This is a genomic window from Nocardia otitidiscaviarum, assembly GCF_007362295.1.
GTDB lineage: Bacteria > Actinomycetota > Actinomycetes > Mycobacteriales > Mycobacteriaceae > Nocardia > Nocardia otitidiscaviarum.
The window spans coordinates 2,041,037-2,055,168 of sequence record NZ_CP041695.1 but is presented as its reverse complement, the minus strand read 5'-3'; the positions used below and the strand labels follow the sequence as shown (position 1 = coordinate 2,055,168).

Below are 14,132 nucleotides of genomic sequence, written 5' to 3'. Positions count from 1 at the left end.
CGGCAGCTTCGCCGATTCGCATACACCCGGTTTTCGACTTAGAATCGAAAACGTGGCCCATCGTAGCACCATCCACGAATCGCTCACCGCGGTGTTCCAGGTTCGCCGCTTCCCCGAGGGCATCACCGCAGGTAGTGACGTTTCCGAGGCTTCAGGGACTTCGGGGGCCGAGGCACCGCGTCGATCGCTGGATCGCCGCTGCCCGCCCGGGCAACGCACCGAACTGGCGGTGCTGCTGTGGGAGCGGGCCCTCGATCCGGCCAAGGGCACCTGGTCGCTGCCGGGCGGGCGGCTGCGCGACGACGAGGACCTCGACTTCTCCGCCGCCCGCCAGCTCGCCGAGAAGGTGGATGTGCGTGAGCTGACCCACCTGGAGCAGCTGTCGGTGTTCAGCGACCCGCACCGGGTGCCCGGTGATCGTCGCATCGCCTCGGCCTATCTGGGTCTGGTGCCGCTGACCGCCGACCCCAAATTGCCACCGGACACCCGCTGGCATCCGGTGTCGGCACTGCCGGACATGTCCTTCGACCACGGGGTGGTGGTGGGGCACGCCCGCACCCGGCTGGCGGCGAAGCTCTCCTACACCAATATCGCCTTCGGCCTGGCCCCGGCGCGCTTCACCATGTCCACCCTGCGCGAGATCTACTGCGCGGCACTCGGATACGAGGTGGACACCACGAATCTGCAACGGGTGCTGTCGCGCCGCGGGGTCATCACCCCCACCGGCGCGACCGCCTCACCCGGCCGGACGGGTGGCCGTCCGGCCGCGCTCTACCGCTTCACCGACACCGAGATCCGCGTCACCGACGAATTCGCCGCGCTGCGCCCGCCGAGCTGACCACCTCGGGCTGGGTAGCCCAGCGGTAGCCGAACCCGCGCACCGTGGTGATCAGTCCGGGCCGGTCGAGTTTGGCGCGCAGGGTCGAGATGTGCACGTCCAGGCTGCGGGAGACGGCGAGAAAGGCGTCACCCCAGATGCGATCCATCAGGATCTCCCGGCTCACCGCCTGCCCCGGCCGCTCCACCAATGCCTCCACCAGCTCGAATTCCTTGTGGGTGAGCAGGATCGGCGCGCCGGCCACGGTGACCTCCCGGGCCACCGGATCGACGCGCACGTCACCGGTGTCCACCACCGCGGACCGGGCCGCCGCCTCCGCCGCGGTGCGGCGCATGGCGTGTTCGATGCGTGCCACCAGTTCGCCGATCCGCGGCGGTTTGACCAGACAGTCGTCGGCCCCACCGCGCAGCCCCCGCACGATGGTCCGTTCGTCGTCGTCCTCGCTGAGCAGCACCACCGGTATCGAACTCACTTCGCGCAGCCGCCGCAGTGTGGTCAGGCCACAACCGTCGGGCAGCTCCAGATCCAGCAGCGCGGCATCGTAGTCACGGTGGCCGAGCAGCAGATCGGCTCCCCGGCGTTTGCGTTCGGCGTCGAAACCCCTTTCGGTCAACATATCCACCAGCGCATCGCCGGATATGTCGTCGTCCTCGATCAGCAGCAACCGCACCCGTCCCCCCGGACTTCGGTCGGTCACCACACTCTCCGTCATTGTCCTCATCCGATCTCCTCCCGAATCGGTCACGAGTCCAAGAGATTAGGACAGGCTTACCGGTAGGGGCAGTAGCGAATGCGACGGGTTCAGTAGCATGCGCGACATGAACGTCGCGGTATTCGTGGTCGACGGCGTCGCCGACTTCGGTTACGCGGCGCTGATCGAGACCTTCAGCATGGCGAACGGATTGCGGGATCGACTCCCGCAGCCACCGCCCCCATGGCGGGTGCACACCGTCTCCTTCGGCCACCGGGTCCGTTCCGGCAACGGACACTCCGTAACCACCACACCCCTGGCCGAGCTGCGCGAGGAGGTCGATCTCGTCATCGTGCCGGCGGTGAACGTGCTCGACGCGCAGGCACTGATCGGTCTGGTCTCGGCTCCGCACAGCAGGCCGGTGCTCGAACACATCCGGCGGACCCACCATGCCGGCGGGCGGCTGGCGGCCGCCTGCACCGGCACCTTCTTCCTCGCCGAGGCCGGGGTGCTCGACGGTGCGCCCGCGACGACGAGCTGGTGGCTCGGGCCGAGCTTCCGCCGCCGCTACCCCCGGGTGGTCCTGGACGAGAGCCGCCTGCTGTGCCGGGGCGGCCGGATCACCACCGCCGGGGCGTCACTGTCCCATATGGACCTCGCCCTGTCGCTGGTGCACGGCCGGTCTCCGGCGCTGGCCGAGCTGACCGCCCGCTACCTGGCGCTCGGCAACCGGGACACCCAGGCCGCCTTCGCCATTCCCGAGGTGGTCGCCCGCGGCGACGCGCTGGTCGCCGCCTTCGAACGCTGGGTGCGCGCACACCTGTCCGAACCGCTGCACATCGCGGCCGCCGCCCGCGAACTGGGCACCACCACGCGCACCCTGCAACGCGCCACCCGCGCCGAAATCGGCCTGACACCCCGCGAATTCGCCAACGACATCCGTTTGGAGCGGGCCGCGCACCTGCTGCGCACCACCACGCTGACCGTCGACTCCATCGCGGCACACGTCGGCTACTCCAGCCCCGCCACCCTGCGCACCCTGGTGCGCCGCCGCCACGGCATGACCCTGGCGGAACTGCGCGCCGCGCGCGGGCCGTGGTGACGGCCGACCCGAAGAACTCACGGTGCCGAATTCTCGCAGCCCGGCGGCGAAATGGCGGGCTCGCGAATCTCAAACGTATGTAAAAACACCCGCGGGCATTACCGGCGCGGTGGACGGCGGTGATTGAATCGCGGCGGCGTCCGTTTCGACGCGTCGTGCGATCATCGGCCGCGCATCGGTGCGGCGGTCCGCGATTCTTTTCCGCTGAGGTGTACAGGATTTGACAGATGAGTGACCCACGCCAGCCGAACCCCTACCAGCAGCCGGGCGGATGGCCGCCGCATCCGGCGGGCGGGCAACCACCGCAGCGGTTCGGACCGGGGCCCCAGCAGCCGATGCCCGGCGCGCCCCAGCAGTACGGCGCCCCGCAGCAGCACGGCGCACCCCAGCAGCACGGCGCCCCGCAACAGTACGGTGCACCCCAGCAGCACGGCGCTCCGCAGCAATACGGCGCTCCCCCACAGCAATTCGGCGCGCCCCGGCACCAGCAGCCCGGCATGCCGCAGCAGCCCCATCCGGGTGCACCGCAGCCGCAGTTCGGACCCGGGCCCGGCGGCTACCCGCAGCAGCCTCCGAGCGGCGGCAAGAATCAGATGCCGCTGATCATCGGCGGGGTCGCGCTGGTGGCCGTGCTCGGCATCGGTGCGGTGTTCCTGCTCTCGGGTTCGGGCGGCGGCATCGTCGGCGGCTCGGACGACCCGCGCGATGTGGCGGAGGACTTCGTCAACGGCGGCGCGAAGAACAAGGACCTCATCTGCCAGTCGGACCTGTCGATGATCGAGAGCGTCGACACCGGCGGCATCACCGCCACCAATGTGCCCAAGGTCGACTCCAAGACGACCCTGAAAAGCGTCGACGTGCCCTCGGGCGCGGACGAGGGCACCTTCACCGTCGACGTCGAGGTGAACTTCGGCGGCCGCACCAACACCCAGTCACTCACCTACGACCTGGTCAAGGAGAACGGTGAGTGGAAGGTGTGCGGGATCGGCGACGCGCTGAAGTAGCCGCGCTCAGCCGCGCCCGATCAGCGAGGGCCGATCGGCGTCGGTGACGTAGAGCGGCAGGTCGGCGGCGAGCCGGGCCAGCAACGCGGGCGCCCTGCCGCCCAGCGCAGCCTGGTACTCGTCCAAGGTCAGGCCCACCACCTGGAGGAAGCGCAGACTGCCGTGCGGGGTGCCGATCTCGCCGAGTTCCGGGTCGACCGTGAAGGCCATGGCGCGGATGGCGCTGTCGGGGCGGTCGCCGGCCAGCGGGCCGCCCGCCTTCATGGTGTGGCCCGGCTCGAAACGGTTCTCGCTCTGGAATACGTAGCGGCCCAGCGTCTGCAGCAGCTGCGCGGGCCACAGCGGCGGCTGCGACTCGGCCGTCGACCGGACCACGCGCATGGTGAACTCGAATCCCCAGCCCGAGGTGTGCGGTTCGGCGGACTCCTTCTCGTACAGTTCCGACATGCCGTAACCGACGTAATGCCAATGCGCGATCGGGTCCGTCCGACCGAAAATGCTGATGCCGTCGAGCGGATCCGGGCCGCCGAGCGCCCACGGCTGCTTCGTACCCAGGTGGAACGGCGTCGCCTCGCCGTACAGCCGACGCAGTGCACCGTCGATGGCATCCCAGCCCGTTGCGCTTTCCATGCCGAGTGACCCTACGGCCGGACGACCGCCACCACCACGGTCGGACGGCTCAAATCAATGTAAAAACAAGTGCCGGAACGGTTCCGGCGACCATGGTCACCACTGTTGTTCGCGCCCACGATGTTTGGTGGTGCGGCGGTAGCGCCGACCGCTGGGGATCGGCTGGGCCGCGTTGGAGCGGCGCAGGGCGTGGCGCTGCCGCCACGCGGTCAGGTCGGCCCGTTCCGAGGGGGCGACGGCGGCCCGCTCCGGCGCGACCGGGTCGTCGGCGCGCTGCGCGGCGGTTCTCATGGTGGTCTCCCGATCGGATGTGTTGCTGTTCGACGCCCCACGGTAGGTGTGGGAACGGGGCGGGGCCAGTGATTTTCGGGCCGCGATTTCCGGGCTGGCTAGACTGGCCCGATGCCCTTGGTAGACGTCACCTACGCGCCGAGTATTCCCGACACCGTGCTGCGCGAACTGGCGGAGGTGCTGCCGCATGCGGTATCGGTGGCGGTGGAGTGCCCGGAGGAGCCGTACGACGGCGATCTGCAGCCCGGTGACGTGGAAATCCGGTTCCGGCCGCTCGGACCGTTCGACCGCAGTGGACTCGATGTGGTGATCGAGGTCCGGTCCAAGTACTTCGCGAGCCGCGCCGAGAACCGGCAGGAGCGGGTGGACGGGCTGCACGCGGCCATCGAGAAGGCGGTCGATCTCGACGATTTCGGGATCTACCTGTCCCTGCCGGTCGCCGCGTGGGCACAGAGCGAATGACCCGCGGCGCGAACGAGGTTCAGCGGTCGGGATGGCCCCGACCCGCACCCTCGTACGGCATCGGCCCGAAGCCCTGCACCGAGCCGCCGTTCGCCCCCGGACCGCCGTAGGGCCCGTAGCTGATGGCCGAACCGTAGGGTCCGGGCGCGAGCAGGCCGCGGCGCGGCGCTTCGCCGCCGAAGGGCTGGAACTGTCCGCTGCCCAGATCGTCGGCCACGCTCAGGGCCGACCAGATGAGCACCAGCAGCGTCGCCACCAGCGGTTGCGCGATGAGGGCCTGCCAGGCGGGCACGGTGGGCGCGAGTTCGACGATCGACCCGACCGCCGGATTCTCCGGGCGCGGGTACAGCACCTCGGCGGCGGCCTCGCCGACCAGGCGCATGACGAACGCGCCCAGCAGCGAGCCGACCACCAATCCGGCCAGCAGTATCGGCCCGCGCACGCGCCGCCACCGCCACGTGACGGTGGCAGTGAGCACCCCGGTCACCATGCCGACGAGAACGAAGACGGCCAGCGCGTCGAACTGGTGCGCGCTCTCCCCGGTCAGCACCGCACCACGGTCCGGCTCCACCACCACCAACCGTTCGGCCGGGGCCAGGAAGGCCCACACCATCGCCGCCATCGCACTGACCGCGGTGACGCCCGCGACGACCAGCGCGGCCGCCCGGCGTTCCCGCCGCAGCACCTCGGTCCGCGTCCCGGAGGCTCCGGGTGGAGCGAATCCCGGTGCCACTACCGGTGTTCCAGACTCTTCGAGTCCAGCACCCCGTGGCGCGAGCATTTCGCCCACCAACCGTCCGGACTCACCTGCACGATCATGCGGCGGCCGCACTGCTCGCAGTAGCGCGGCGGTTCCAGCCCGAGCGCGGCGGCGGCCGGGACCGGATCGTCCGCGCCGGGTTCGATCAGCTTGCCGGTGAACGGGTTGTACAGCGCCACGCGCGCGGTGACCTCGTCCGTTTCCATGTCCACGACATTACCCATGTGCGCACCCACTTCCCGGTATGCGGTTGCCCAATCGATATGCGATGCGCACTACAGGGTTTCGTTGAGCGCCTTGATCGGCATCTTCAGCTCGCCCAGCAGATCGAGGTCGGCCTCGGCGGGACGGCCCAGTGTGGTCAGGTAGTTGCCGACGATGACGGCATTGATGCCGCCCAGAATGCCCTGCTTGGCGCCCAGGTCGCCGAGGGTGATCTCGCGACCGCCCGCGAAGCGCAGGATGGTGCGCGGCAGGGCGAGCCGGAAGGCGGCCACGGCGCGCAGCGCGTCGGCGGCGGGCAGCACCTCCAGATCACCGAACGGGGTGCCCGGCCGCGGGTTGAGGAAGTTCAGCGGCACCTCGTCGGGTTCCAGTTCGGCCAGCTGGGCGGCGAATTCGGCCCGCTGCTCCAGCGATTCGCCCATGCCGAGGATGCCGCCGCAGCACACCTCCATCCCGGCCTCGCGCACCATGCGCAGGGTGTCCCAGCGCTCCTCCCAGGTGTGCGTGGTGACGACCTGCGGGAAGTGCGACTTGGCGGTCTCGAGGTTGTGGTTGTAGCGGTGCACGCCCATGGCGGCGAGCTGGTCGACCTGCTCCTGGCTCAGCATGCCCAGCGAGCAGGCGACCTGGATGTCGACCTCGTTGCGAATGGCCTCCACGCCCGCGGCGACCTGCGCCATGAGGCGCTCGTCGGGGCCGCGTACGGCGGCCACGATGCAGAATTCGGTGGCTCCGGTCTTGGCGGTCTGCTTGGCGGCCTCGACCAGGCTGGGGATGTCGAGCCAGGCGGCGCGCACCGGCGACTGGAACAGGCCGGACTGCGAGCAGAAGTGGCAGTCCTCCGGGCAGCCGCCGGTCTTGAGCGAGATGATGCCCTCGACCTCGACCTCGGGACCGCACCACTTCATGCGCACGTCGTGGGCGAGGGCGAGCAGTTCCTCGAGCCGGTCGTCGCCGAGGCGCAGCACCGCGAGGGTCTGCTCCTGGGTCAGGCCGATGCCCTGTTCGAGCACCTGCTCGCGGGCGATCGCCAGAATATCGGTGTTGACGGCTACCTGGGTCACAGCGCGAAATCCCTTCGTCCGGCCGATGCGGCCGAGCAACTTGAACGGTGTTCAGGGTAGGCTAGCAGCCGCGAACGTGAGCCGAAACACGAAGGGTCGGGATTATCCGTGCAGCTGCACCGCACCGATGTGGTCGACGGGGCCATCGCCATTCTGGACCAGTACGGTCTGGCCGATCTGACCATGCGGCGCCTGGCCGGATCGCTGCATGTGCAGCCCGGGGCGCTGTACTGGCACTTCCCCAACAAGCAGGCGCTGCTGGGCGCGGTGGCCGACCGCATCCTCGCCCCCATGGACGAACCCGTGACCGCCGACGAATGGTCCGGGCAGCTCGGTGAACTGGCGCATCGGCTGCGCTCATGCCTGCTGGCCTACCGGGACGGGGCCGAATTGGTCTCCGCCACCTACGCTTCCCGCCTCACCACCTCGAAAGGCCGCGAGCGCATGGCGAGTGCGGCCATTCGGGCCGGAATGACCAGGGAGGAGGCCGATCTCGCGGCCTTCACCCTGCTCTACTACGTGCTCGGACAGACCGTGGACGAGCAGGCGCGCATGCAGATGGATTCGGTGGGCGCGCTGGCCGACGAGCATTCGCCGCTGTACGACACGCCCGACGCGACGGCCCGTTTCGACTTCGGGCTGCAACTGTTCGTGAGCGGGGTGCGACATCTGCTGGGCACTCGCATCCGCTGAATCCGGACCTCAACCGGATGCCATGGGGGTGCGTTCGATCAGGCGGACGAACGGCACGATCTGTTGCAGGATCACCGCGTTGTACTCGGCCGGGCGTTGCTTCGGATTGGCGTGACCGGTGGTGCGCGTGGTCACCACCAGCAGGGTGCCGTCCGGGCCGCCCACCCGGTCGATGAGCGCCCGGTGGGTGTAGGTGACGTCGACTATGTAGTCGGCGTAGGGGTTTCGAGGGCGGATGAACACGATGGCCGGGCGGGGTTTGCCGTCGGCGGGTTCGGCCAGCGCGCGCAGATGGTTCACCGCGCCCCCGGCCACGATCGCCTTGAACTGGGATTCGATCAGCCCGGTACTGGCCACATCGGTGGTGAGGATCTTCTCGCGCAACGAATCCCGCACCGCCTCGCGGAAGTCGTCGGGTTCGATGCCGTAGCGACCGCCCTGATATCGGTCACGGCGGGAATAGGTTTCGGCGATCAGCCGCAGCAGCCTGCTCTCGCGCGCACCGGGGAACCAGCCCACCCAGCGCATGAGCTCCTCCCCCTGGTCGCGGCTCTCCCGGCGCACGGCGTGCAGGTCGATCGGGGTGCAGTCCAGCAGTACCGCCAGCACCTGCCGGGAACTGGCGGTGTGCAGGTGGTGCGCGATCTCCAGGGCGATGACGCCGCCCATACTGTGACCGGCCAGCACCACCTTCGGTATGTGCGCGGCCTCGGTGACCCGCACGATGAGATCGGCGATGACCTTGGTGTCGATACCGGTGTTGTCGTAGCGCACCGCCCACACCGAACCGAGCTGGCTCAACGTCGGTAGCGCGCGGGCGGTGTCGGTGGCGTCGAGCGAGCCCAGACCGACCAGATCGAACACCGCGGTATCGGCCGCCGCCGCGCCGGAGGGCCCGGCGATGGGCAGGACCGCGGGTGCGGTGCGGGCCAGCCGCGCCCGCTCGGGGGCGACATCGAGTCGCCAGTACTGTGCGAACAGCGCGAGGAACAGCAGCGGTATCACCGCGAACCGGGCCGCGATCCGCAGCCCGCGCCGCTCTCGCCACCGGGTTCCGAATCGGGTTTCGCGCAGCCGCGCCCGCCGCCGCTCGTCGTCGTACTCTGCGGCGCCGGACGGATGTGGATAGGCCCACATACCGATCCACTGTAGGCAGGGATCGCCCGGTGATCACACCGCCGGAGCGCCGCCGCGGCCCCGAAGTTCGAACGACGCGAGGGATCACAGGCGGGCGACGGCGATCCCACGTGCGACGACACCATAGTCAACCGCGCACCAGCGATCCCCACCACGAGCACGTGCCACAGCCCGCCCCCGTGGCGGCGGCCCCCACGGCGCGCGCCCACGTCCGCGCGTCAGCGATACCGCCCACCGCGCGTGGGCTACGCGTGATACGCGTGGTGGCGGGCCCCACGGCGCGCGCCCACGTCCACGCCTCAGCGATACCGCCCACTGCGCGTGGGCTACCGCGATCCGCGTGGCGGCGACTCGATCGCCGGTGCGGTACCAATGCGCTCCGGATCAAGCGTCGCGACCGAACTCACGGCAGCCGGACACCATCCGGTCGGGGCCGAGGCCATGGACCGCGCGTGCCGACGGTTCAGCCGGGCAGGTAGCGGGCGCGCCAGTCGGCGTCGAACCAGTCGGGCGCGGCGGCGGCGAAGCGGGCGGCGGGCCAGGAGCCGACGCCGGAGGGGAGGGTGCCGACCAGGTCGACGCCGGTGACGGCGGGCAGGTCGGCGCGATTGCAGGTGGCGGCGAGGTCGGGTTCGTCCGGCCAAGCGCCGATGACCAGGCCCGCGCACGGGACACCCGCCGACGCCAGTGTGCGCGTGGTCAATTCGCTGTGGTTCAGGGTGCCCAGCCCGGCGGCGGCCACCAGCAGCACCGGTGCGCCGAGCTGCTGCGCCAGGTCGAGCAGGGTGAATTCGCCCATCCGCACCAGCAGGCCACCCGCACCCTCCACCAGGGTGAGATCGGCGTCGGCCAGCGATTCCACCGCCGCCGCCGTATCGGCGAGGGTCAGCAGCGGCCGGCCGCAGCGGCGCGCGGCGGTATCGGGGGCCAGCGGATCGGGATAGCGCGCCAGTTCCAGGGTGCGGGTGACCCCGCTGAGTCGTTCGACGACGGCCAGGTCACCGGGTTCGCCTGGCGCGACCCCGGTTTGGGCGGGCTTGCACACCGCCACCCGCGCCCCGGCCGCGCGTGCGGTCGCCGCCAGCGCGGCGGTGACCATGGTCTTGCCGACATCGGTGGACGTGCCGGTTACGAAGAGAACGCTCATGCCGGAACCGTCTGCTGTCCGCGCGCCCGCGCCAGCACCTCGCCGAGAACCGTTGCGATGGTGTCGAGTTCGGCGGGGGTGAGGTCTGCGCGGGCGGTGAGGCGCAACCGTGAGGTGCCCTCGGGGACCGAGGGCGGGCGGAAGCAGCCGACGCTCAGGCCCCGGTCTCGGCAGGCGACGGCGGCGTCGTAGGCGAGTTGCGCCTCGCCGAGCACCACCGACACCACGGCCGAATCGGGTTGTGCCACACCGGCGATCCGGGCCAGGTCGGCTGCCCGGTCGAGTACCCGACCGGCCAGGGCGGGGTCGCGGCGCAGGACGCCCAGGGCGGCGCGGGCGGCTCCGACGGCGGCGGGGGCGAGTCCGGTGTCGAAGATGAACGTCCGGGCGGAGTCGATGAGGTGGGCGCGCACCCGCTCGCTGGCGAGGACCGCACCGCCCTGCGCGCCCAGGGCCTTGGACAGCGTCGCGGTGATCACCAGATCCGGTTCGCCCGCCAGCCCGCATTCGTGCACCAGCCCGCGACCGCCCATGCCGCGCACGCCGAGTCCGTGCGCCTCGTCCACCACCAGGACCGCGCCCCGGGCGCGGGTGACGCGGTGCAGTTCCCGCAGCGGCGCGAGATCGCCGTCGGCGCTGAAGACCGAATCGGTGAGCACCAGGGCGCGTTCCTCGACGCGCCGGGCCAGCAGCCGGTCCACGGCGTCCACGTCGCGGTGCGGGGCGATCTCGACCCGTGCCCGCGACAGACGGCAGGCGTCCACCAGCGAGGCGTGGCTGCCCGCATCCGACACCACCAGCGCACCGCGACCGGCCAGCGCGGTGACCACGCCCAGATTGGCGGCGTAACCGGAGGCGAACACCAATCCCGCCGGTGCGCCGACGAATTCGGCGAGTTCGGTTTCCAGCAGTTCGTGTTCGGCGGTGGTGCCGGTCACCAGCCGCGAACCCGTGGCACCCGCGCCCCAGCGCCGCACCGCCGCGACCGCGCCCTCGATCACCTCTGGATGCCGGGTGAGCCCGAGGTAGTCGTTGGAGGCCAGGTCGATGGCCGCGCCCTCGGACACGCGCGGCCGCAGTTCGCGGCGCAGCCCGGCGCGCACCCGTTCCGCGGCGCGTTCGTCCAACCATCGCAAGGGATCGACACTCACAGCTCCGCAGCATACTTGAACACCGTTCAGGGTGGGGTGGAGCGGGTCGGATCGGCCATACCCGCGGCCCGACGTCGCTATCCTGGGAAACCGAGGTAGGAGAGATGTATGCCACGTTGGGCAATAGTGGTCGAACAGACAACCGGCTTCGGAGAGAACAGGATCTGGTCCCCCAAGGTGCTCGCCGAGGTGGTCGGAACCCGGGAACAGGCCGTGGCCAAGTTGTCGGAACTGGTCGGCAAATTCGTTCCGGACCACCCCAAGCTGGTCAGCCGTCGCACCGTGCTGCGCGACGGCGACAACTACATGCTCATCGCCCGCGGCTGGTCCGACGATTTCCACTGTCTGTTCCGGGTGTGGGAGGTGCTGTCGGACAGCGAGGAGCAGGAGCGGCTGCGGGAACGCCGCGCCAACCACTGATCAGCGCGAATCACCGACCGGCGCTGACCACCGCTCAGGCGGCGGCCGCAGCCAGCATGGCGGCGGTGATCCGGCGCACGTCCTCGGTGGTGCTGATGAACGGCGGCATGCAGTAGATCAGATTACGGAAGGGCCGCAACCACACTCCGGCGTCCACGGCGGCGTGGGTGGCCTTGCGCATGTCGACGGGGTGGTCGAGTTCGATGACGCCGATCGCGCCGAGCACCCGCGCCTCCACGACCCCGGGGAGGTCGCGGGCGGGCGCGAGCCCGGCCCGCAGTTCGGCCTCGATGCGGCCGACCTCGCCGCGCCAGTCCCGCGACAGCAGCAGTTCGATGGAGGCGACGGCGACCGCGCACGCCAGCGGGTTGCCCATGAAGGTCGGCCCGTGCATGAGCCCCCCGTGTGCGGCACTGAGGGTTTCGGCGATCTCGGCGGTGCACAGCGCCGCGGCCAGGGTCAGGTAGCCGCCGGTGAGCGCCTTGCCCACGCACAGCACATCCGGGCGCACGCCCGCCTGGTCGGCGGCGAAAAGCGTTCCGGTGCGGCCGAATCCGGTGGCGATCTCGTCGAAGATCAGCAGGATGCCGTGTTCGTCGCAGAGGCGGCGCAGGTCGGTGAGGTATCGGGGGTCGTGGAAGCGCATGCCGCCCGCACCCTGGACGACCGGTTCGACGATGACGGCGGCCAGTTCGTCGGCGTGCGCGGCGAGGGCGCGCTCGAGTTCGGCGACGTAGTCGGGCTCGTAGTCGCGCGGCGGGGCCGGGACGAAATGCTGCGGGGTGAGTACGTCGGTCCACAGCGCGTGCATGCCGCCCTCGGGATCGCACACGCTCATGGGTGTGAAGGTGTCGCCGTGGTAGCCGCCGCGCCAGGTGAGCAGCCGGTGTTTGCCCGGGCGGCCACGCGCGCGCCAGTACTGCAGGCACATCTTCACCGCGACCTCGACCGAGACGGATCCGGAATCGCAGAGGAACACCTTGTCCAGCCCCGCGGGTGTGTGCTCGACGAGCAGTTGGGTCAACCGCGCGGCAGGTTCGTGGGTGAGGCCGCCGAACATGATGTGGCTCATCCGGCGCGACTGGGCCAGCAGCGCCGCGTCCAGCACCGGATGCCGGTAGCCGTGCACCGCCGCCCACCACGAGCTCATGCCGTCCACCAGTTCCCGGCCGTCGGCGAGGGTGAGGCGGGTGCCGGCGGCGGATTCGACCACCAGGGGTTCGGTGGTGGCCGGGAAGCCGCCGTAGGGATGCCAGACATGGGCGGCGTCGAGGGCGGTGATCTCGTCGGGGGTCAGTGCCACGGGTGCGGTCCTTCGCCAGGTGTCGTGCCCCGCCCCGGAGTCCGCCGGGCGCGAGCTTGAACGCCGTTCAAGTTACCACCGCACCTTTCAGGACGCGGCCACCCGGCGTAATCTGCTGGACAGAACTCTTTGACTGAGTCAAAGGATTGGAGCCGAGATGCGCACCTCGACCGACACCGCTCCGGATATGCGGCAGATCGCCGCCGTCCGCGCCTTCAACCGCCGCTACACCCGGGTGATCGGCGTACTGCGCGAGGGCCTCGTGGACACCCCCTTCTCGCTCACCGAGGCGCGAATCCTGTTCGAACTGGCCGATTCCGGCCCCCTGGAAGTGGTGACGCTGCGCCGGTCCCTCGGCCTGGACCCCGGCTATCTCAGCCGTATCCTGGCCCGCTTCGAGACCGACGGACTTGTCGAGCGCCGCCGCGCCGAACGGGACCGCCGCATCCAGGAGGTGCGACTCACCGACCACGGCTGGGACACCTTCGCCGATCTCGACAACCGCTCCAGCCGCGATACCGCCGCACTGCTCGCCGACGTTCCGGCCGCCGACCGCGAACGGCTGATCGCGGCCATGCGCACCATCGAGCACATCCTCGAACCCGCCTCGGACGCACCGGCGTTCACGCTGCGCGCCCCCGGCCCCGGCGACCACGGCTGGGTCGTCCACCGCAATGCCGTGCTCTACGCCGCCGAATACGGCTGGAACGCCGACTACGAGGCTCTCGTCGCCCGCATTGTCGCCGACTATCTGAAAATCCATGACCCGCAGCGGGAACGGGCCTGGATCGCCGACCGCGACGGCGAACCGCTCGGCGCGGTGTACTGCATGCGCGACTCCGACGCTACCGCCCGCCTGCGCCTGCTGCTGGTGGAACCCGGCGCCCGCGGCCTCGGCGTCGGCACCGCCCTGGTGGACGCGTGCCTCACCTTCGCCCGCGCGGCCGGCTACCGCGAGATCGTGCTGTGGACCAACGACGTCCTCACCGCCGCCCGCCGCATCTACGAACGCGCGGGATTCGAACCGGTGGAGTCGAATCCGCACCACAGCTTCGGCGTGGACCTGATCGGCCAGACCTGGCGGCGCGTACTGACTCCCTGACACCGGACATACCCCCCGCCACGCAGCACGCCACGACCGCCGCATCGTCCGCCCCGGATGCGGGCTGGTCGACCATCGACTCCTTCGCACGCCCGGTGCACTGACCGCCAGC

General features: G+C 70.4%; 17 protein-coding genes. 7 read left to right on the top strand and 10 right to left on the bottom strand.

Features of this window, described 5'->3' with window-relative positions; genetic code table 11:
* Positions 1-52: 52 nt before the first annotated feature.
* Positions 53-838 carry an NUDIX hydrolase gene (locus FOH10_RS08770; RefSeq protein WP_143980341.1) on the top strand — a complete coding sequence of 262 codons (786 nt, stop codon included), beginning with the start codon at positions 53-55 and terminating at the stop codon, positions 836-838.
* On the opposite strand, the gene FOH10_RS08765 is transcribed toward FOH10_RS08770, so the two are convergent.
* Positions 801-1,508, bottom strand: a complete 708-nt coding sequence (locus tag FOH10_RS08765; protein ID WP_143983953.1) for a response regulator transcription factor — start codon at positions 1,506-1,508, stop codon at positions 801-803. The genes FOH10_RS08770 and FOH10_RS08765 overlap by 38 nt on opposite strands.
* 148 nt (positions 1,509-1,656) lie before the next feature.
* On the opposite strand from FOH10_RS08765, the gene FOH10_RS08760 reads away from it, so the two are divergent.
* Positions 1,657-2,631 (top strand): GlxA family transcriptional regulator, encoded by a 975-nt coding sequence (locus FOH10_RS08760; protein WP_143980340.1) that lies wholly within the window; start codon positions 1,657-1,659, stop codon positions 2,629-2,631.
* 227 nt (positions 2,632-2,858) lie between these two features.
* Complete coding sequence (locus FOH10_RS08755) at positions 2,859-3,635, top strand: Rv0361 family membrane protein (RefSeq protein WP_143980339.1); 777 nt, start codon at positions 2,859-2,861, stop codon at positions 3,633-3,635.
* A gap of 6 nt (positions 3,636-3,641) precedes the next feature.
* Here the strand turns inward: FOH10_RS08755 and FOH10_RS08750 are convergent, their stop codons facing one another.
* Together FOH10_RS08750 and FOH10_RS08745 are read right to left on the bottom strand one after the other, a co-directional pair.
* Positions 3,642-4,265 carry a suppressor of fused domain protein gene (locus FOH10_RS08750; RefSeq protein WP_143980338.1) on the bottom strand — a complete coding sequence of 208 codons (624 nt, stop codon included), beginning with the start codon at positions 4,263-4,265 and terminating at the stop codon, positions 3,642-3,644.
* A gap of 96 nt (positions 4,266-4,361) precedes the next feature.
* Positions 4,362-4,556, bottom strand: coding sequence for a hypothetical protein (locus tag FOH10_RS08745; RefSeq protein WP_039812578.1), 195 nt, complete (start codon positions 4,554-4,556; stop codon positions 4,362-4,364).
* Between the two features lie 111 nt (positions 4,557-4,667).
* On the opposite strand from FOH10_RS08745, the gene FOH10_RS08740 reads away from it, so the two are divergent.
* On the top strand, positions 4,668-5,018 hold the full coding sequence (locus FOH10_RS08740; RefSeq protein ID WP_029929176.1) for a hypothetical protein: 351 nt from the start codon (positions 4,668-4,670) through the stop codon (positions 5,016-5,018).
* Between the two features lie 19 nt (positions 5,019-5,037).
* Here the strand turns inward: FOH10_RS08740 and FOH10_RS08735 are convergent, their stop codons facing one another.
* The 3 genes from FOH10_RS08735 to bioB all read right to left on the bottom strand — a co-directional run bounded on the left by FOH10_RS08735 (position 5,038) and on the right by bioB (position 7,067).
* Positions 5,038-5,751, bottom strand: a complete 714-nt coding sequence (locus tag FOH10_RS08735) for a DUF2567 domain-containing protein (RefSeq protein WP_186000763.1) — start codon at positions 5,749-5,751, stop codon at positions 5,038-5,040.
* The gene (bsaP, locus tag FOH10_RS08730; protein WP_051037126.1) at positions 5,751-5,984 is read right to left on the bottom strand and encodes a biotin synthase auxiliary protein BsaP; all 234 of its coding nucleotides are present in this window, start codon (positions 5,982-5,984) and stop codon (positions 5,751-5,753) included. Before bsaP ends, FOH10_RS08735 begins: the two co-directional genes overlap by 1 nt.
* Before the next feature lie 69 nt (positions 5,985-6,053).
* The gene (bioB, locus tag FOH10_RS08725) at positions 6,054-7,067 is read right to left on the bottom strand and encodes a biotin synthase BioB (protein WP_029929181.1); all 1,014 of its coding nucleotides are present in this window, start codon (positions 7,065-7,067) and stop codon (positions 6,054-6,056) included.
* 108 nt (positions 7,068-7,175) lie between these two features.
* Here bioB and FOH10_RS08720 point away from each other — a divergent pair, with 108 nt between their 5' ends.
* Complete coding sequence (locus tag FOH10_RS08720; RefSeq protein ID WP_029929182.1) at positions 7,176-7,760, top strand: TetR/AcrR family transcriptional regulator C-terminal domain-containing protein; 585 nt, start codon at positions 7,176-7,178, stop codon at positions 7,758-7,760.
* Between the two features lie 9 nt (positions 7,761-7,769).
* Here FOH10_RS08720 and FOH10_RS08715 read toward each other — a convergent pair whose 3' ends face one another.
* The 3 genes from FOH10_RS08715 to FOH10_RS08705 form a co-directional block, all read right to left on the bottom strand.
* A complete protein-coding gene (locus FOH10_RS08715; protein WP_143980336.1) occupies positions 7,770-8,897 on the bottom strand; it encodes an alpha/beta fold hydrolase in 1,128 nt (375 codons plus the stop codon).
* A 463-nt stretch (positions 8,898-9,360) separates the two neighbouring features.
* A complete protein-coding gene (gene bioD / locus FOH10_RS08710) occupies positions 9,361-10,044 on the bottom strand; it encodes a dethiobiotin synthase (protein ID WP_143980335.1) in 684 nt (227 codons plus the stop codon).
* Positions 10,041-11,195, bottom strand: a complete 1,155-nt coding sequence (locus FOH10_RS08705) for an 8-amino-7-oxononanoate synthase (protein WP_143980334.1) — start codon at positions 11,193-11,195, stop codon at positions 10,041-10,043. The genes bioD and FOH10_RS08705 overlap by 4 nt, the downstream gene beginning before the upstream one ends.
* 108 nt (positions 11,196-11,303) lie before the next feature.
* Here FOH10_RS08705 and FOH10_RS08700 point away from each other — a divergent pair, with 108 nt between their 5' ends.
* Positions 11,304-11,615 (top strand): hypothetical protein, encoded by a 312-nt coding sequence (locus tag FOH10_RS08700; protein WP_143980333.1) that lies wholly within the window; start codon positions 11,304-11,306, stop codon positions 11,613-11,615.
* A 34-nt stretch (positions 11,616-11,649) separates the two neighbouring features.
* Here the strand turns inward: FOH10_RS08700 and FOH10_RS08695 are convergent, their stop codons facing one another.
* Positions 11,650-12,918, bottom strand: a complete 1,269-nt coding sequence (locus FOH10_RS08695; RefSeq protein WP_143980332.1) for an adenosylmethionine--8-amino-7-oxononanoate transaminase — start codon at positions 12,916-12,918, stop codon at positions 11,650-11,652.
* A 157-nt stretch (positions 12,919-13,075) separates the two neighbouring features.
* On the opposite strand from FOH10_RS08695, the gene FOH10_RS08690 reads away from it, so the two are divergent.
* A complete protein-coding gene (locus FOH10_RS08690) occupies positions 13,076-14,020 on the top strand; it encodes a bifunctional helix-turn-helix transcriptional regulator/GNAT family N-acetyltransferase (protein ID WP_244961801.1) in 945 nt (314 codons plus the stop codon).
* The last annotated feature ends 112 nt before the right edge of the window (positions 14,021-14,132 follow it).